Source organism: Bradyrhizobium semiaridum, assembly GCF_020329505.1.
Lineage (GTDB): Bacteria > Pseudomonadota > Alphaproteobacteria > Rhizobiales > Xanthobacteraceae > Bradyrhizobium > Bradyrhizobium semiaridum.
In genome coordinates this window covers 29,069-45,511 of the sequence record NZ_JAGKJJ010000007.1, presented here as the reverse complement: position 1 = coordinate 45,511, position 16,443 = coordinate 29,069, and the positions used below count along the sequence as shown (strand labels likewise).

Genomic DNA, 16,443 nt, shown 5'->3' with positions numbered 1-16,443 from the left:
GTCAGCAGAGTGGTCATCATGGTCGGATGCGCGATGCAGTTCGGGGAGGCCTTACGGCAGCGGACGGTGACGGAAATGCTCGACAATGCGTGCATGACGATCGCGTCCTGCTGCCACCAGCACCCCATGCGTCACTTCCCGGCGATTGTACTCAATCGCATCTCCCGAGAGCGCGGTCATCCTACCATCCGCTTCCTGCACGATCAAATTTGCCGCGGCAAGATCCCAGTCGCGGCTTTGCCCGCCGGCGAAGGCCGCGTCAAGACGACCTTGTGCTACCCGGCACAGGCGCAGGGCGAGCGATCCGATCCGCGGATGCGTGGTAATCTCATCGGGCGTCTCGCTGAGCCGCTGCAGCAGCGGCTTCGGGCCGGCCATGCGCGGAAAACTGAAATCGCTGCCAGAGGTTGCGCGCACGGCGCGGTCGTTCAGGGTGGCGCCCTGTCCGCGCGCGGCGAAGAAGAATTCCTCGCTCGCCGGCGCATACACCGCCGCGAGCACCGGCGCGTCGTTTTCAACCAGCGCCACACTGACGCACCAGTCCTCGCGGCCGGCGAGATAGGCCCTGGTGCCGTCGATCGGGTCGACGATCCAGGTCAGCCGCCTGCCGAGCCGCGCCGGGTCGTCGGCGCTTTCTTCCGACAGCCAGCCATAGTCGGGCGTCGCCGTGCGCAGCTGCTGCTCCAAGAGATCATTGACCGCGATGTCGGCCTCGGAGACCGGCGACGAGGCACCCTTGATCCAGTTCTTCAGCTCGGTGCGGAACAGCGACAGCGCGAGCCGGCCCGCTTCCTGCACCGACCTAGTCAACAGCGCGGCGTCGCGCGCCTTGGTCCAGTCGTCCGTATCAGCGTCCGCCAAGCGTCAGGCCCTCGATGCGCAGCGTCGGCGCGTTGACGCCGTAGCGGAATTCCAGATCGTTGGCCGCGACCAGCGACTTGAACATCGGCAGCAGATGACCGGCGATGGTCACCTCGCTGACCGGATAGGTGATCTCGCCGTTCTCGATCCAGAAGCCGGAGGCGCCGCGGCTGTAATCGCCGGTCACGCCGTTGACGCCGGAGCCGATCAGGTCGGTGACGTAAAACCCCTGCTTGATGTCGGAGATCAGCTCCTGCGGCGTCGCCGTGCCGGGCTCGAGATGAAGATTGTATGACCCCGGCGACGGCGAGGACGACACGCCGCGATGCGCATGCCCAGTGGTGACGAGGCCAAGCTCGCGGGCGGTCGCGGAATCGAGGATCCAGGTGGTCAGCACACCGCCGTCGATCAGCGCCGTCTTCTTCACCTTGACACCCTCGGCGTCGAAGGTCTGCGAACGCAGGCCGCGGACCCGCAGCGGATCATCGATGATGCGGATATCCTTGGAGAACAGCTGCTCGCCGAGCTTGTCCTTCAGGAACGAGGTCTTGCGCGCGATCGAAGCGCCGTTGATGGCGCCGACCAGGTGGCCGATCATCGAGCCGGCAACCCGCGGGTCGAACACCACAGGCACCTTGCAGGTCTCGACCTTGCGCGGATTGGTCCGCGCCACCGCGCGCTCGCCGGCCTTGCGGCCGACCGCCGCAGGGGATTCGAGATCGGAGCCGTGCAGCGCGCTGGTGAAATCGTAGTCGCGCTCCATGCCGGTGCCTTCACCGGAGATCGCCGTGGTCGAGATCGAATGGCTGGAGCGCAGATAGGAGCCGTGGAAACCGGTCGAGGTCACCAGCACCATGCCGCCGATCCCGGTCGAGGCCGACGCGCCTCCCGACTTGCTGACGCCCTTGACCGCAAGCGCCGCGGCCTCCGCCGCCATCGCGCGCTGCTCGAGCTCGGCGGTGGTGGGAACCTGGCGGTCGAGCAGATCGAGATCGGGAAAATCATGCGCGAGCAGCGCCGGATCGGCGAGCCCGACATATTTGTCGTCGGGCGCGACGCGCGCCATCGCGACCGCGCGCTCGGCGAGCTTTGCGATCCCGTCGCCGCCGACGTCGTTGGTCGACACCACCGCCTGGCGGCGGCCGACGAATACGCGCAAGCCTACATCGTCACCCTCGGAACGCTCGGTCTCCTCGACGCGGCCGTCGCGCACCTCGACGCCCTGCGAGACGCCGCGCACCGCGACCGCGTCGGCCGCATCGGCACCCGCACGCTTGGCGGCGTCGACCAGACGCTGTGCCAGATCGCTGAGGGCGGATTGGTCGAACAGATCGGCAGATGGTGAAGGGTTCACGAACGATTTCCTGCAGATTGGACGGCGGGGCGGGAGGAGGTCACGAACCCTCCAGATGTGCCGGATTCACAGGGATTTCAAGCGCTTTGCAGCGCCGGACAACAAAGATTTGAGCGGTCCGCGCAAGGCTTCGTCAATCATGCGGGCCAACCTCTTGTCAATCATGGCGCGGAGTCAGATCGGGTTAACCAGGCTTTTTAAGCTGAAACGGCCATCGCTCGGCTAAGGTCTCCGCATCGACCGGGAACATAATCCCGGCGGGGAGATAAAGGCGTGAGGCGTCAAACATCAACAAGCGGAAGCAATTCCGCCGGGTCGAGCCGTGCAGAGCGGCTCGACCCTCCTTCCCTTCCGCTCAGCTTCCACGCGCAGGATTCGCGCGCGGATGGCGGCATGCGGCAGGTCGAGTTGCATCGCGAACATGTCGTGCTGCGCCGTGCCGTGCTCGGCATGCGGATGGCCGTCAATGTCCGCGTCAGCGATTTCCTCGGCGTCGCCGTGCGCGGCATCGACGACGCGCAGATGCTGGTGCTGGTGCATCGCGATCCCGCGCTCACCATTCCGCTCGGCTCGAGCTCCGATGCCGACGAGATCGCCGCGGCCTGGCAGATGTGGAGCGAGATCTTTCAGCTTCCGCAGCTGACCGAGGAAGCCCCGCGCGAGCCGGCGGCACGCCGGCGCCGCCGCAACGTCATCAGCCGTCGCCGCCCGAAATTCCTGGTCCGCCGCCGCGCCGGTTTTCCCCGCGATGAGGCAAGCGTGCACCGCGGCGAGCGCGAGATCATCGCGCGGGATTGAGTTACTCCGTGCGCGCCACTTGGCGCGAGCCCGGAATCCATTCATCCACCAACGCTGCTGCCCGATGGATTCCGGGCTCTCGCTTCGCGAGCCCCGGAATGACGAAGTGTAGAAATCACATCGCGCGCAGCACGGCATCCACGACGAGGCCGGCGAACAGCAGCAAGCCGGCTTCGCGATTGGACCAGAAGATGCGCAGGCAGAGCGCGCCGTCCTTGATGTCGAGGCGGCGGATCTGCCAGGCGAGATGCAGCGCGAAGGCGCCAAGGCCGATCCAGGCCGGCCATCCTGTGCCGGCAAGCGCGAGCGCCACGCCGATCAGCAGCACGGCGAGGCCATAGAGCACCACCAGCGCGCGATGGGTGCGTTCGCCGAACAGGCGCGCGGTGGATTTGACGCCGATCAGCGCATCGTCCTCGGCATCCTGATGGGCGTAGATGGTGTCGTAGCCGATCACCCAGGCGATCGATCCGGCGTAGAGCGCAACCGCGGTCAGGTCGATCCGCGCGAAGGTCACCGCAAAGCCCATCAGCGCGCCATAGGAGAAGGCGAGGCCGAGCACGACCTGCGGCCACCAGGTGATGCGCTTCATGAACGGATAGATCGCGACGATCAAAAGCGAGGCGATGCCGGCCAGCACCGCAAAGCGGTTGAACTGCAGCAGCACGGCGAGCCCGACCAGCGCCTGCAGCACCATCCAGACCAGCGCCTGCGTCACCGTCACCTGTCCGGCCGGGATCGGCCGCGAGCGGGTGCGCTCGACCTTGTCGTCGAGATCGCGATCGGTGATGTCGTTCCAGGTGCAGCCCGCGCCGCGCATCACGAAAGCACCGATGAAGAACAGCACGACCACCAGCGGCAATTGCGTGATGTTGTGCGCAACGCCGGCAGCCAGCGCCGCCGACCACCAGCACGGCATCAGCAGCAGCCATGAACCGATCGAGCGATCGAACCGCGACAGCCGCAGATACGGCCGCGACCACACCGGCGCATGGGTATCCACCCAGTTGCCGGTAGAGTCGGCAACGCGGGCGCTGAGGTCGCTCATGGGCGATCCGTTATCGGGTCAGAACGTTGCCGTTCAGCGTATCGAAAGTGCTGCCGCCCTTCCTGGTCGGCGTTGCTTCCGGCAGCGCCGCGGACGAGCCCAGCACGTCGCTGAGCGACGGACCGGCGGGTCCGCGCTGCTGCGCCTGGGCCTGCTGCTCGGCGGCGCCGCAAACCCGCTTCAACAGGCCTTCGGTGTTCTTGTGGCCGGCCTTGAGCTGATCGGCGATCTGCGGCGGAATTCCGCACTTGGCGGCGTTGGTCTCGACATATTTGATCATCTTGACCTCGGCCTGGCTGTAATTGCCGATCAGCTTGCAGGCCTCGGCCGCGCTGGCGTGCTTGTCGCTCGCGGTCTTGATCGCCTTGCCGCGCTTTTCAGCTTCTTCGCGCAGCGGAACGAAATTCTTCATACAGGCTTCGGAAGGACCGCCCTCTCCGCCTGCTGCGGCCGGCGGGGGCGGCGACGACAATCCGCCGCCGGCGATCGGGGCCGCGCCATTGCTCGGGAACGCCGACGGCGTCGCGCCGACCTGGGCCGCGGGAGCGCCGTTGACCGGCGGAAAGGGGCTGTTGGCGGGAGCGCTGCGGGCCGGAGCGGCCCGTGCGCCATTCACCGGCGGGAAGGCCGGGTCGTTGACGGTACCGACCTGTCCGGGCAGCGGGGCCGGAAAGGCGCCTTGGGCCATGGCGTGGCCTGCGGACAGCGCAGTCGCGGCAATGGTCAGCACGATCAGGCGGCGGATCATCGAGGGTCTTTCTCCGGCAAAGGTCCAGGCAACCCCAGCGCATCAAAACGAAGCAACGAAATTTGGGGGCGTTTTTACGATTCCTGTGACGCCTTAACAACCCGTGGATTTGGGCGACAGCGCGGCGTAGAGCCACATCGGGCGCATTAAATTGTTCCCCGATTTGAAGCCTTTAGGCTACGAACGGCGGTAAAGCGGAACCATCAACTATGCCTGAACACGACTTTCGCAGCCCTCGCCTGTTCGTCGATTCGCCGCTTGGCGCCGGGGCCACGGTCGCGCTCGACCGCGACCAGAGCAACTATCTCGGCAACGTGCTGCGGCTGTCGGCCGGCGACAGCGTGCTGGCGTTCAACGGCCGCGACGGCGAATGGCGCGCCGAGATCGGCGGCCGCAAGCGGGCGGATACGCTGACGATCACGGCGCAGACCCGCGCGCAGGATGGTTTGCCCGACATCGCCTGCGTGTTCGCACCGCTCAAGCACGCCCGGCTCGACTATATGGTGCAGAAGGCGGTCGAGCTGGGGGCGGCGCGGTTGCAGCCGGTGCTGACGCGATTCACCCAGGTGTCGCGGGTCAATAGCGAGCGGATGCGCGCCAATGTGATCGAGGCCGCCGAGCAGTGCGGGATCATCTCGCTCGCCGAGGTCGCCGATCCGGTGCCGCTCGAGCGGTTCCTGGCGGGCCGCGATCCAGCGCGCCTCCTGGTGTTCTGCGACGAGGCCGCCGAGGTCGCCAACCCAGTGCAGGCGCTGCAGGCGGCATCGGCGAAGGGCGGAATCGACGTGCTGATCGGCCCCGAGGGCGGCTTCGCCAACGAGGAGCGCGCGCTGCTGCTGCGCCAGCCCGCTGTCCTCCGCCTCGCACTCGGCCCGCGCATCCTGCGCGCCGACACGGCCGCGGTGGCGGCGCTGGCACTGGTGCAGGCCGCGCTGGGGGATTGGCAGACGAATGGCCCGGGCGTTCTATCCCCGTCATGCTGAGAAGATGGCGGGACAAGAGCCCCGCTTCGTCCGGACTATGGCTTCCGAATGACATCCACCCTAGCCAAGCCGTCGTAAAATCGTTAACGCACGCAATCATTAAGCCACTTGGCCGATCCCTGTCGAAACCCTGCTTCGGGCATGGTAGAGGCTGCGCCAAACCGACCTGGAACCCGGTGCCCGGAACCCGTTCCGCACCCTTTGGACCACGAAATGACCGAAGCTGCCGCAACACGATCCGCCAGCGCCTCCGCCTCGGGGGCAGCCGCCTGGGCGGACACGCTGCTGGCGTCGTTCGCGCAGGCTGGTTACCTCAGGTCGGAGCCCGCGATCCTGCAACCGGCCGAGCCGTTCCTCGACCTCTCCGGCGAGGACATCCGCAAGAGCCTCTATCTGACCACCGATCCGACCGGCGAGGAACTGTGCCTGCGGCCCGACCTCACGATCCCGGTGGCGCGCGACTACCTCGCTTCGCCGCGCACCGGCCAGCCGGCGGGCTTCAGCTATCTCGGCGCCGTGTTCCGCTATCGCGACGGCGCGCCGAGCCAGTTCCTGCAGGCCGGCATCGAATCCTTCGGCCGGCAGGACCGCGCCGCCGCCGACGCCGAGATGCTGGCGCTGGCGCTGGAGGCGACTACGGCATTCGGGGTCAGCGATGTCGAGATCCGCACCGGCGACGTTGCGCTGTTCAACGCGCTGATCGATGCGCTCGAGCTCTACCCGGTGTGGCGGCGCCGCCTGATCAAGGATTTCAACCGCAAGGTTTCGCTAACCGACGACATCGAGCGGCTGACGCTGGCAACGGCGCCGGGCCGCAACGAATATGAGGGCGTGCTCGCCGCGCTGGCCGGCTCCGACCGCAAGGCGGCGCTGGCGCTCGTCACCGACCTCATGTCGATCGCCGGCACCACCAACGTCGGCGGCCGCACGGTCGCCGAGATCGCCGATCGCTTCCTCGAGCAATCGACGCTGAAGGCCGGCGCGCTGCCGCGCGACGCCGTCAACATCATCAAGCGCTTCCTGTCGATCGCGGGCGATCCCGACGATGCCGTGGCGCAGCTGCGCGCGCTGGCCGGCGATGCGAAGCTCGATCTCACCGCCGCGATCGACCAGCTCGAGAGCCGCGTCGGCTTCATGGCCGCGCGCGGCATCGACACCCACAACACGCGCTTCTCGACCTCGTTCGGCCGCGGCCTCGACTACTACACCGGCTTCGAATTCGAGGTGCATGCGCGGGGCAACGGTTCCGAGCCGCTGGTCGCCGGCGGCCGCTATGACGGGCTGATGTCGCAGCTCGGCGCGGCCAATCCGATTCCCGCGGTCGGCTTCTCGGTCTGGATCGAGGCGCTGACCAGGCATGGCAAGGCCGCCGCCCGCGGAGGTGCCGCATGAGCGCGCCATTCGTCGTCGCGGTTCCTTCAAAGGGCCGCCTGCAGGAAAACGCGGAAGGCTTCTTCGCCCGCGCCGGTCTCTCGCTGTCGAAGGCCGGCGGCGCGCGCGACTATCGCGGCACCATCGCCGGCGTCGACAATGTCGAGATCGCCTATCTGTCGGCGAGCGAGATCGCGGCCAACCTCGCGCGCGGCAGCGTGCATCTCGGCGTCACCGGCGAAGACCTGGTGCGCGAGAGCATTGCCGATGCCGACAAGCGCGTGCTGATGATCGACGGCCTCGGCTTCGGCCATGCCAATGTCGTGGTCGCGGTGCCGCAGGCCTGGATCGACGTCCGCACCATGGCCGATCTCGATGACGTCGCCTCCGGTTTCCGCGAGCAGCACAATCACCGCATGCGGGTGGCAACCAAATACATCAATCTGACGCGGGGCTTCTTCGCGCGCCACGGCGTCGGCGACTACCGCATCGTCGAGAGCGCCGGTGCCACCGAGGGTGCGCCCGCCGCCGGCACCGCCGAGCTGATCGTCGACATCACCACGACGGGCGCGACGCTCGCCGCCAACGGGCTGAAGGTGCTGGACGACGGCGTGATCCTGCGCAGCCAGGCCAACCTCGTCGCCTCGCGCGACGCCGACTGGTCGGACGGCGCCCGCGAGACCGCGCGCGTCATCCTCGACCACATCGCCGCGCGCGCCCGCGCCAGCAAATATCGCGAGGTCCGCACCCGCTTCGCCGGCTGCAACGACGCCCTGCTGACCGAGGCGCATAACCGCTTCGGCGTGGTCGCTCCGTTCGGCGGACCGACCTCGTCCGGCATGCTGACGCTGCACTGCCCGCCCGGCAAACTCTACGCGCTCGGCAGCTTCCTGCGCGACCACGGCGCCGATACGGTGTCGGTGGTGTCGCTCGACTACGTGTTCGACCGCGAGAACCCGCTGTTCGCCAAGCTTGCGGCCTTCCTGCGACAATGAGTCGACGCGGCCGTTCATGTTGGCGACAGCCGGCAGGCGGTACCATATTCTTTTATGGGATACTTCTGGAACCTGATCGATGATGCTGGGCTCTGACGTCTCCAGCCTGACCACCACAGCCAGGACCGCCGCCGCGCAGGGCCTGTCGATCGTCGTGCCCGTCTACAACGAGGCCGCCGGCCTTGTTGCGCTGCACGAACGGCTGATCAACCTCGCCAGGACGCTGCACGGCCGCTACGGCCTCGCCTGCGAGGTGGTCTATGTCGACGACGGCAGCAAGGACGAGACCTTGGCGATCGCGCGCGGCCTGCCCGCCGACACGCTCGATGTCCAGGTGGTGTCGCTGTCGCGCAATTTCGGCAAGGAGGCGGCGTTGATGGCCGGCCTCGACCATGCCCGCCGCGGCGCGGTGCTGTTCATGGACGGCGACGGCCAGCATCCGCCCACGCTGGTGGAGCGGCTGGTGGCGCACTGGATCGACGACGGCTACGACGTGGTCTACACTGCGAAGGCCAACCGCGACAATGAATCGGCGGCGCGGCGGCTCGCGGTGCGCGGCTTCTATGCGCTGATCAACTGGGGCGCGCGGCAGAAGATCCCCGAGGATGCCGGCGACTTCCGCTTGCTGTCGCCGCGCGCGGCCGCAGCGCTGCGGCAACTGCCGGAGCGCAACCGCTTCTTCAAGGGCCTCGCCAGCTGGATCGGCTTCAGGCAGATCCGCGTCGACTACGAGCCGGCGCCGCGCGCGCACGGCGTCACCACCTTCAATGCGGGGCGGCTGATCGGCCTGTCGATCGAGGGCCTGACCTCGTTCTCGGTGGCGCCGCTGCGCTTCGCCAGCCTGCTCGGCGTGCTGCTCGCCGGCGTCGCCTTCCTGTTCGGCCTCTCGATCCTCTGGGAGGTCTTTACCACCGGCAAGCAGGTCCCGGGCTATCCGTCGCTGGTGGTCGGCCTGATGACGATTGGCGGCGTGCAGCTCATCATGATCGGGATCGTCGGCGAATATATCGGCAAGATCCTGTCCGAGCTGAAGGCGCGGCCGATCTACTTCGTCGCCGAGCACACCGAGAAGCATGCCGACGGCAGCACGGCGCAAAGCGCGCCCGAGCGGACCGCCGCCGAATGAACGACGCAGCGCGCCGCATCTGGTTGTGCGCCGATGACTATGGCCTGAGCGACGGCGTCAACCGCGCGATTCGCGAGCTGATCGAACGCGGCCGCCTCAACGCGACGTCGGTCATGATGGTGACGCCGGCGATCGGCCGCGACGCGGTCGCCGCGCTGCAGGCCTCCGTGGCGAAAAGCCCGCGCTGCGCGATCGGCCTGCATGTGACGCTGACCGCGCCGTTCCGGCCGTTGACCCTGCATTACCGTCCGCTCGACGGCGACATGTTCATGCCGTTCCAGAAACTGCTGCGGGCAGGGCTGCTGCGGCGGCTCGACGCCGAGCTGGTCCATGCCGAGGTGCTGGCGCAGCTCGATGTCTTCCATGACCTGTTCGGCCGCGCGCCCGATTTCGTCGATGGCCACCAGCACGCGCAGCTGTTCCCGCAGGTGCGCGACGGCTTTCTGCGCGCGGTGAAGGAGCGCGCGCCGGCCGCGTGGGTGCGCCAGGGTGGGCTCAACCTGCCGCTGGCGCAGCGCATCACCGGACCGAAATCGCTGGTGCTGGATGTGCTCAGCACGCAATTCCGTCACAAGGCGGCACGGCTCGGCCTGCGTTTCAATCCGACCTTCGCCGGCGCTTATGACTTCACCCGGAAGCCAGATTTCGGACCGCTGATGCAGCAGTTCCTGAAGGGCCTGCCGGAGGGCGGCCTCGTGATGTGCCATCCCGGTTTCGTCGATGACACGCTGAGACAGCTCGACGTGCTGACCACGCAGCGCGAGAAGGAATATGCCTATCTGGCGAGCGACGCCTTTAAGGATCTGCTCGCCCTGAACAATGTTACGCTGAGCTGAATTGGTTCAAATAATTCGTCCGGTCGTTTTGTCGCATAGATAAAATTTAATCCGCCCGCCCACTCCTTGCGCCACAAAGCCGGCCATACATGTCCGGCGCGCCGATTCGTGTCGACGCGATGGAGAACGCCATGACACCGCAAGAACGCCAACTGATCGACGATCTCTTCGACCGGCTCGCCAAGCTGGAGAATGCCCCGCGCGACAACGACGCCATGTCCGCGATCATGGACGGGCTGCGCAAGGCGCCGAATGCGGTCTACGCGCTGGTGCAGACGGCGCTGGTGCAGGACGAGGCGCTGAAGCGCGCCCACGACCGCATCCAGGAGCTGGAGGCCGCGGTGGGCCAGCCGCAGGCCGCGCAGCAAGGCGGCGGTTTCCTCGATTCGATGCGCGATGCGATCTTCGGACAGGGCCAGTCGCACGGCTCGGTGCCGCCGGTGCGCGCGCCCGATATGGGCCGTGATCCCGGTCGCGATCCTGGCGGCCGCCCGGTCTGGAACACGGGCGGGGCGATGCAGCAGGCGGGCGGCTATGGCCAGCCGCCTTACGGTCAGCAAGGACAGCCCTACGGCCAGCAATATGGCGCTCCGCAGCAACCCGCCTTCGGCGGCGGTGGCGGCTCGTTCCTCGGCACGGCTGCGGCGGCCGCGGCCGGCGTGGTCGGCGGCTCGATGCTGATGAGCAGCATCCGCGGCCTGATGGGCGGCGGCAGCCACCAGTCGCTGGCCGATGGCCTCGGCGGCGGTTCACGTCCGTGGGGCGGCGACCAGTCCTCGAGCGATCTGGCACGCGACGCCGGGATCGGCGACATCGGCTCGTCCGGCCGCGGCAGCGATCAGGGCTCGCGCTCCGGCCTGTTCGATCAGGCGTCGAATGATCGCAACAGCGACTACAACCGCAATGACGATTACAACAGCGATCACGACTCCGACGGCTTCAACAATGATGACGATGACGACGGCGGGTTCGACGACGGCGGCGACGACAGCAACTACGCGTAACGGCATCGCATGAACGACAAACGGCCGTTCGATGAGGGCGGCCGTTTTTGTTTGACCCGTAGCTCGGATGAAGCGCAGCGCAGTCCGCGGCAGATTTATCCGCAGTGAGACCGCTCCCGGATTGCGCTTCGCTCCATCCGGACTACAGAACTCGACATCCTCACATCACCACGACTTTGGCGCCGACATTGACGCGGCCGTAGAGGTCGATCACGTCCTCGTTGCGCATCCGGATGCAGCCGGAGGACACGTTGGTGCCGATGGTCCAGGGCTCGTTCGAGCCGTGGATGCGGTAGAGCGAGGAGCCCAGATACATCGCGCGCGCGCCGAGCGGATTGTCCGGGCCGCCCTCCATGTGCCGCGGCAGATCGGGGCGGCGCGCAAGCATTTCCGGCGGCGGGGTCCAGGCCGGCCACTCCTTCTTGGCCGAGATGGTCTTGACGCCGGCCCAGGTGAAGCCGGGCCGGCCGACGCCGATGCCGTAGCGCAGCGCGCGGCCGTCGCCCTGCACCAGATACAGGAACTTGTTCGGCGTATCGACCACGATGGTGCCGGCGCCTTCCTTGCCGTGATATTCGACTATCTGCTTCTCGTATTTCGGATCGAAGGCGCGCTCCCGCGGATCGACCACCGCATCTTCCTGCTGGCGCAGCATCTGCTGCTGCGGATCCATCGGCGGCAGCGACTGCCGGTAATAGCCCGGCTGCTGCTGATAGGCTGACGGGTTTTGCGGCGCGTAGCCCTGCGACGACGGCGCGTCGCCGAACAGGAACTCGATGAAGCCGCCGCCCATATTGGAGCGCTGCGGCTGCGCGTAGGCCGTGCGCATCGCCGGCTGCGGCGGCATTTGCGGCGCGTAGAGCACGGTGGGTTCGGGCGGCACCGCGGCGTCGATCGCCATGGCGTGATGGGGAATTGCGACGAGCGAAGAAGCGCCGGCAAGCAGCGCAAGCGTGGTTCTCTTGAACATCGACGTACTCTGTACTGGTTTCGTCGGAACGTGTTGCACGCGGGCGCCGACATGCGCCGTTGCACGTGGTCAATAAGCAATGAAAACCGCAGCGGTTTGGTAAACGCGGCGGCGGTTCGGATTCACCACATCGTCAATCGACGGTGGTTTTGCCGGACAGCGTTTATTTTACGTGAACGCGCCAGCGACATGGTTAATCGGCGGTGTGCAGCCGCCTGCACGACGCCAGCGCGAACTCTTGCCGCGTGAACCTGACGTTAAATCGGCTCCGTCTAGAACGATGCGGTTTTATGGGGCGGGAATGAAGATCATGTCAGTGAAGCGCAAGCGTTTTCGTGTCGAACAGGCCATTATGGACGAGCCGGCGATGCCGGAGGTGGAGGCATCCGGCGGCGGCGACATCGGCCCGATGCACCGCGAGATCATGGCCGAGCTGCGCTCGATCCGCGCCCAGATGGCCGCGACGCAGCCGCAGCGCGCGACCGATAGCGTCGACAGCGCGATCGCGCGCGAAGTCGCCGAGGCGCATGCGCTGCTCGAGACCTACCGCGCCCAGGTCGAACAATGCGAGAAGCTCAAGGTCGAGCTCGACCTGATCCACGACGCGATCAGCCGCACCAAGCGCGAGATCGCGGTCCTGCACGGCAAAAGCTTCAACGGCGAGGAGATGGCCAAGGTCAATGGCGAGCTCGGCGCCGTGGTCGGCGGCACCGAACAGGCCACCCAGCAGATCCTCGAGGCGACCGAGGCGATCGATCAGGCCGCGACCGCGCTGTCGAAGAACGTCACGCCCGACCAGCAGAAGCTGCTCAGCGAGGAGATCCAGGAGCGCGTGATCGCGATCTTCGAGGCCTGCAACTTCCAGGACCTCACCGGACAGCGCATCAGCAAGGTGATGCAGACGATGAAATTCATCGAGCAGCACATCAACGAGATGATGAACATCTGGGGCGGCGTCGACGCCATCAAGGCGCACACCCCGCCGATCGTCGACAATCGCGAAGGCGATGCGAAGCTGCTCAACGGCCCGAAGCTCGACGGCGACGCCGGCCACGCCTCGCAGGACGACATCGACGCGATGTTCAATTGAGAGCCTTGCAAGAGACGACAAACGCCGGCCTTCGGGCCGGCGTTTTTGTTGGTGAGGATCGCGGCATCCTTCCCTTCTCCCCTGTGGGAGAAGGTCGCGCGTAGCGCCGGATGAGGGGTATGTCTTCGCGTACTCAGAACGAAGAGATGGACTGGTGGAGAGATACCCCCCACCCGGATTGCACCTGGCGATGCAAATCCGGCCTCTCCCACAAGGGGAGAGGCGGACCGCCGATGCGGCAACAGTCGTGCCCGGAACACCCCCCGCCTACGCCCTCGGGGCGCAGCGGACGTAGACCATGTTGCCGTAGCGGACGCCGGCGTCCTTGTCGACGAAGCGGGTGATGAGGACGCGGCCGTCGAAGGAGATGATCTCGCGATCCTGCTCGCCGGGCGTGGGTCCAGGCGGGCCGATATAGTTCTTGCCGCTCGGCGAGCCCTTGAGGCGGAGTTCCTGCGGGGTCGCCTGGTCGGCGAGATGCATGATGACGCCGCCGTTCTGGCCGGCGCCGATCACGTAGGGCTGCTTGCATTGGTCGCGCGCGGCCTTTTCGGTGCGGGCCCGGTCGGCGGGATTCTGGAACGAGGCGAGACCCCAGCGGCCGACGATCTCGTCGGCGCGGATGGTCGCGGGCATCTCCGGCGCCACCCCCGGTTCGACCGGCGGCGGGGGCTCATTGGACGAAAACGACGGCAGGCTCATGCTGCTGCAGCCGCCCAGGAATATCGTCAGCGCCGGGACAGCCGCATAGCGTGCGACCAATCGCGCGTTGAGTGACCTGATCATGTGCATCCCCCGACTCTGGCCTCGGCCGCACCCTCCTGCAGCCAAGCGTAAAACGTTAGGCGGAGCAATGACGTCCGAAAAATGACGGCATCGCTACGATTTGGTTTCTGGTCCACCATCCTATATTGGCCTCACCAAGGCCTTAACCCCCTTTGCTTGACAGGACACGCGCCAAGCCATATTCCCGCGCGCAATTAGCACTCTAGCTCCATGATTGCTAAACGCGTCGGGCGTCCCGCCCGGCGCCGACTGGCCGGCACTTAGGCCGGTCCCGATGAACCGGACCTGAAACCGAGCCTCCAAGAGGACCTCAAAAAGAGGGAACGTCATGGCTAAATCCAACTTCCGCCCGCTGCACGACCGCGTCGTGGTCAAGCGTATCGATGCCGACGAGAAGACCAAGGGCGGCATCATCATTCCGGACACGGCCAAGGAAAAGCCCTCCCAGGGCGAAATCGTCGCCGTCGGCCCGGGCGGCCGCGACGAGGCCGGCAAGCTGATCCCGATCGACCTCAAGGTCGGCGACCGCGTGCTGTTCGGCAAATGGTCGGGCACCGAGGTCAAGCTCGACGGCCAGGAGCTCCTGATCATGAAGGAGTCCGACATCATGGGCGTGCTGACCTGACGCGATAATCTGAGGGCCGATAGCCCTCCACTGTCATGCCCGGGCAGAAGCGCGTCTTCGCGTTAGATGACCCGGGCATCCATCAATCTTCGGAAGAGTCGTACGCGGGCGATGGATCGCCGGGTCAAGCCCGGCGATGACGAATGCAGGAAACGGCGCTCTTTCCACTTATCCAGGAGTACATTCAATGGCTGCCAAGGACGTAAAATTCGCCGGAGACGCCCGCGAGCGCATGCTGCGCGGCGTCGACGTGCTCGCCAATGCCGTGAAGGTGACGCTCGGCCCCAAGGGCCGCAACGTCGTCATCGAGAAGAGTTTCGGCGCTCCGCGCATCACCAAGGACGGCGTCACCGTCGCCAAGGAGATCGAACTCGAGGACAAGTTCGAGAACATGGGCGCGCAGATGCTGCGCGAGGTCGCGTCCAAGACCAACGACACCGCCGGTGACGGCACCACCACCGCGACCGTGCTGGCTCAGGCGATCGTGCGCGAGGGCGGCAAGTCGGTCGCGGCCGGCATGAACCCGATGGACCTGAAGCGCGGCATCGACATTGCGGTCGCCGCCGTGGTCAAGGACATCGAGAAGCGCGCCAAGCCGGTCGCTTCCTCGTCAGAAGTCGCCCAGGTCGGCACCATCTCGGCCAACGGCGACGCGGCGATCGGCAAGATGATCGCGCAGGCGATGCAGAAGGTCGGCAACGAGGGCGTGATCACGGTCGAGGAGAACAAGTCGCTCGATACCGAGGTCGATATCGTCGAGGGCATGAAGTTCGATCGCGGCTATCTCAGCCCCTACTTCGTCACCAATGCCGAGAAGATGACCGCCGAGCTGGAGGATGCCTACATCCTCCTGCACGAGAAGAAGCTCTCCGGCCTGCAGGCGATGCTGCCGGTGCTGGAAGCCGTGGTGCAGTCCGGCCGTCCGCTGCTGATCCTCGCCGAGGACGTCGAGGGCGAGGCGCTGGCGACGCTGGTGGTCAACCGCCTGCGCGGCGGGCTCAAGGTCGCCGCCGTCAAGGCGCCGGGCTTCGGCGATCGCCGCAAGGCGATGCTCGAGGACATCGCGATCCTGACCGGCGGTCAGCTGATCTCCGACGATCTCGGCATGAAGCTCGAGAACGTCACGGTGAACATGCTCGGCCGCGCCGGCAAGATCGTGATCGACAAGGAGAACACCACGATCGTCAAGGGCGCCGGCAAGAAGAAGGACATCGACGCCCGCGTTGGCCAGATCAAGGCGCAGATCGAGGAGACCACTTCGGACTACGACCGCGAGAAGCTGCAGGAGCGGTTGGCGAAACTCGCCGGCGGCGTGGCCGTGATCAAGGTCGGCGGTGCCACCGAGATCGAGGTCAAGGAGAAGAAGGACCGTGTCGAGGATGCGCTGAACGCGACCCGCGCCGCGGTGCAGGAAGGCATCGTGCCCGGCGGCGGCGTCGCCCTGCTGCGCGCCAAGCGGGCGGTCGGCCGTCTCACCAACGACAATGCCGACGTCCAGGCCGGCATCAACATCGTGCTGAAGGCGCTGGAAGCCCCGGTTCGCCAGATCTCGGAGAACGCCGGGCTCGAGGGCTCGATCGTGGTCGGCAAGATCCTGGAAAACAAGTCCGAGACCTTCGGCTTCGACGCCCAGACCGAGGACTATGTCGACATGGTCGATAAGGGGATCATCGACCCCGCCAAGGTGGTGCGCACCGCGCTGCAGGACGCCTCCTCCGTGGCCGGCCTTTTGGTGACCACCGAGGCCATGGTCGCCGAACTGCCGAAGGACGCCGCGCCGGCGATGCCGGGCGGCGGCGGCATGGGCGGAATGGGCGGCTTCTGAGCCTTATTCAAGTATCCGCATGG

16 protein-coding genes are annotated in these 16,443 nt (G+C 66.5%); 10 read left to right on the top strand and 6 right to left on the bottom strand.

Annotated elements, in window-relative coordinates; genetic code table 11:
* Positions 1 to 51: 51 nt before the first annotated feature.
* A complete protein-coding gene (locus J6500_RS10825) occupies positions 52 to 861 on the bottom strand; it encodes an inositol monophosphatase family protein (RefSeq protein ID WP_225712685.1) in 810 nt (269 codons plus the stop codon).
* Positions 848 to 2,215: a TldD/PmbA family protein gene (locus J6500_RS10820; RefSeq protein WP_225712684.1), complete on the bottom strand. Its 1,368-nt coding sequence runs from the start codon at positions 2,213 to 2,215 to the stop codon at positions 848 to 850. The genes J6500_RS10825 and J6500_RS10820 overlap by 14 nt, the downstream gene beginning before the upstream one ends.
* 273 nt (positions 2,216 to 2,488) lie before the next feature.
* Between J6500_RS10820 and J6500_RS10815 the strand changes: the two genes are divergently transcribed.
* A complete protein-coding gene (locus J6500_RS10815) occupies positions 2,489 to 3,013 on the top strand; it encodes a DUF6101 family protein (protein ID WP_225712683.1) in 525 nt (174 codons plus the stop codon).
* Positions 3,014 to 3,128: 115 nt separating this feature from the next.
* Here the strand turns inward: J6500_RS10815 and ubiA are convergent, their stop codons facing one another.
* The gene (gene ubiA / locus J6500_RS10810) at positions 3,129 to 4,061 is read right to left on the bottom strand and encodes a 4-hydroxybenzoate octaprenyltransferase (protein ID WP_225712682.1); all 933 of its coding nucleotides are present in this window, start codon (positions 4,059 to 4,061) and stop codon (positions 3,129 to 3,131) included.
* Positions 4,062 to 4,071: 10 nt separating this feature from the next.
* Positions 4,072 to 4,809, bottom strand: a complete 738-nt coding sequence (locus J6500_RS10805; RefSeq protein ID WP_225712681.1) for a hypothetical protein — start codon at positions 4,807 to 4,809, stop codon at positions 4,072 to 4,074.
* Between the two features lie 209 nt (positions 4,810 to 5,018).
* Here J6500_RS10805 and J6500_RS10800 point away from each other — a divergent pair, with 209 nt between their 5' ends.
* From J6500_RS10800 to J6500_RS10775, 6 genes are all read left to right on the top strand, one after another.
* Positions 5,019 to 5,792, top strand: a complete 774-nt coding sequence (locus J6500_RS10800; RefSeq protein WP_225712680.1) for a 16S rRNA (uracil(1498)-N(3))-methyltransferase — start codon at positions 5,019 to 5,021, stop codon at positions 5,790 to 5,792.
* Positions 5,793 to 6,005: 213 nt separating this feature from the next.
* Positions 6,006 to 7,184, top strand: coding sequence for an ATP phosphoribosyltransferase regulatory subunit (locus tag J6500_RS10795; RefSeq protein ID WP_225712679.1), 1,179 nt, complete (start codon positions 6,006 to 6,008; stop codon positions 7,182 to 7,184).
* Complete coding sequence (gene hisG, locus J6500_RS10790) at positions 7,181 to 8,158, top strand: ATP phosphoribosyltransferase (protein WP_225712678.1); 978 nt, start codon at positions 7,181 to 7,183, stop codon at positions 8,156 to 8,158. The genes J6500_RS10795 and hisG overlap by 4 nt, the downstream gene beginning before the upstream one ends.
* 79 nt (positions 8,159 to 8,237) lie before the next feature.
* Positions 8,238 to 9,284 carry a glycosyltransferase family 2 protein gene (locus J6500_RS10785; RefSeq protein ID WP_225712677.1) on the top strand — a complete coding sequence of 349 codons (1,047 nt, stop codon included), beginning with the start codon at positions 8,238 to 8,240 and terminating at the stop codon, positions 9,282 to 9,284.
* Complete coding sequence (locus J6500_RS10780; RefSeq protein WP_225712676.1) at positions 9,281 to 10,120, top strand: ChbG/HpnK family deacetylase; 840 nt, start codon at positions 9,281 to 9,283, stop codon at positions 10,118 to 10,120. Before J6500_RS10785 ends, J6500_RS10780 begins: the two co-directional genes overlap by 4 nt.
* A 131-nt stretch (positions 10,121 to 10,251) precedes the next feature.
* A complete protein-coding gene (locus tag J6500_RS10775) occupies positions 10,252 to 11,124 on the top strand; it encodes a DUF2076 domain-containing protein (protein ID WP_225712675.1) in 873 nt (290 codons plus the stop codon).
* A gap of 160 nt (positions 11,125 to 11,284) precedes the next feature.
* Here the strand turns inward: J6500_RS10775 and J6500_RS10770 are convergent, their stop codons facing one another.
* Positions 11,285 to 12,094, bottom strand: a complete 810-nt coding sequence (locus J6500_RS10770) for a L,D-transpeptidase family protein (protein ID WP_225712674.1) — start codon at positions 12,092 to 12,094, stop codon at positions 11,285 to 11,287.
* Positions 12,095 to 12,404: 310 nt separating this feature from the next.
* On the opposite strand from J6500_RS10770, the gene J6500_RS10765 reads away from it, so the two are divergent.
* Positions 12,405 to 13,184, top strand: coding sequence for a protein phosphatase CheZ (locus tag J6500_RS10765; RefSeq protein ID WP_225712673.1), 780 nt, complete (start codon positions 12,405 to 12,407; stop codon positions 13,182 to 13,184).
* Positions 13,185 to 13,451: 267 nt separating this feature from the next.
* On the opposite strand, the gene J6500_RS10760 is transcribed toward J6500_RS10765, so the two are convergent.
* Positions 13,452 to 13,970: a hypothetical protein gene (locus J6500_RS10760; RefSeq protein ID WP_225712672.1), complete on the bottom strand. Its 519-nt coding sequence runs from the start codon at positions 13,968 to 13,970 to the stop codon at positions 13,452 to 13,454.
* Between the two features lie 328 nt (positions 13,971 to 14,298).
* On the opposite strand from J6500_RS10760, the gene J6500_RS10755 reads away from it, so the two are divergent.
* Positions 14,299 to 14,595 (top strand): co-chaperone GroES, encoded by a 297-nt coding sequence (locus tag J6500_RS10755; protein WP_225712671.1) that lies wholly within the window; start codon positions 14,299 to 14,301, stop codon positions 14,593 to 14,595.
* Positions 14,596 to 14,782: 187 nt separating this feature from the next.
* Positions 14,783 to 16,420, top strand: a complete 1,638-nt coding sequence (gene groL, locus J6500_RS10750; protein ID WP_225712670.1) for a chaperonin GroEL — start codon at positions 14,783 to 14,785, stop codon at positions 16,418 to 16,420.
* Positions 16,421 to 16,443: the final 23 nt, after the last annotated feature.

Excerpts from the sequence above, each read along its gene's own strand:
- ubiA (WP_225712682.1), bottom strand. The coding sequence starts at position 4,061 with ATGAGCGACCTCAGCGCCCGCGTTGCCGACTCTACCGGCAACTGGGTG.
- J6500_RS10775 (WP_225712675.1), top strand. The coding sequence starts at position 10,252 with ATGACACCGCAAGAACGCCAACTGATCGACGATCTCTTCGACCGGCTC.
- J6500_RS10795 (WP_225712679.1), top strand. The coding sequence starts at position 6,006 with ATGACCGAAGCTGCCGCAACACGATCCGCCAGCGCCTCCGCCTCGGGG.
- J6500_RS10755 (WP_225712671.1), top strand. The coding sequence starts at position 14,299 with ATGGCTAAATCCAACTTCCGCCCGCTGCACGACCGCGTCGTGGTCAAG.
- J6500_RS10760 (WP_225712672.1), bottom strand. The coding sequence starts at position 13,970 with ATGATCAGGTCACTCAACGCGCGATTGGTCGCACGCTATGCGGCTGTC.
- J6500_RS10800 (WP_225712680.1), top strand. The coding sequence starts at position 5,019 with ATGCCTGAACACGACTTTCGCAGCCCTCGCCTGTTCGTCGATTCGCCG.
- J6500_RS10770 (WP_225712674.1), bottom strand. The coding sequence starts at position 12,094 with ATGTTCAAGAGAACCACGCTTGCGCTGCTTGCCGGCGCTTCTTCGCTC.
- J6500_RS10785 (WP_225712677.1), top strand. The coding sequence starts at position 8,238 with ATGATGCTGGGCTCTGACGTCTCCAGCCTGACCACCACAGCCAGGACC.
- hisG (WP_225712678.1), top strand. The coding sequence starts at position 7,181 with ATGAGCGCGCCATTCGTCGTCGCGGTTCCTTCAAAGGGCCGCCTGCAG.
- J6500_RS10805 (WP_225712681.1), bottom strand. The coding sequence starts at position 4,809 with ATGATCCGCCGCCTGATCGTGCTGACCATTGCCGCGACTGCGCTGTCC.
- groL (WP_225712670.1), top strand. The coding sequence starts at position 14,783 with ATGGCTGCCAAGGACGTAAAATTCGCCGGAGACGCCCGCGAGCGCATG.
- J6500_RS10780 (WP_225712676.1), top strand. The coding sequence starts at position 9,281 with ATGAACGACGCAGCGCGCCGCATCTGGTTGTGCGCCGATGACTATGGC.
- J6500_RS10765 (WP_225712673.1), top strand. The coding sequence starts at position 12,405 with ATGTCAGTGAAGCGCAAGCGTTTTCGTGTCGAACAGGCCATTATGGAC.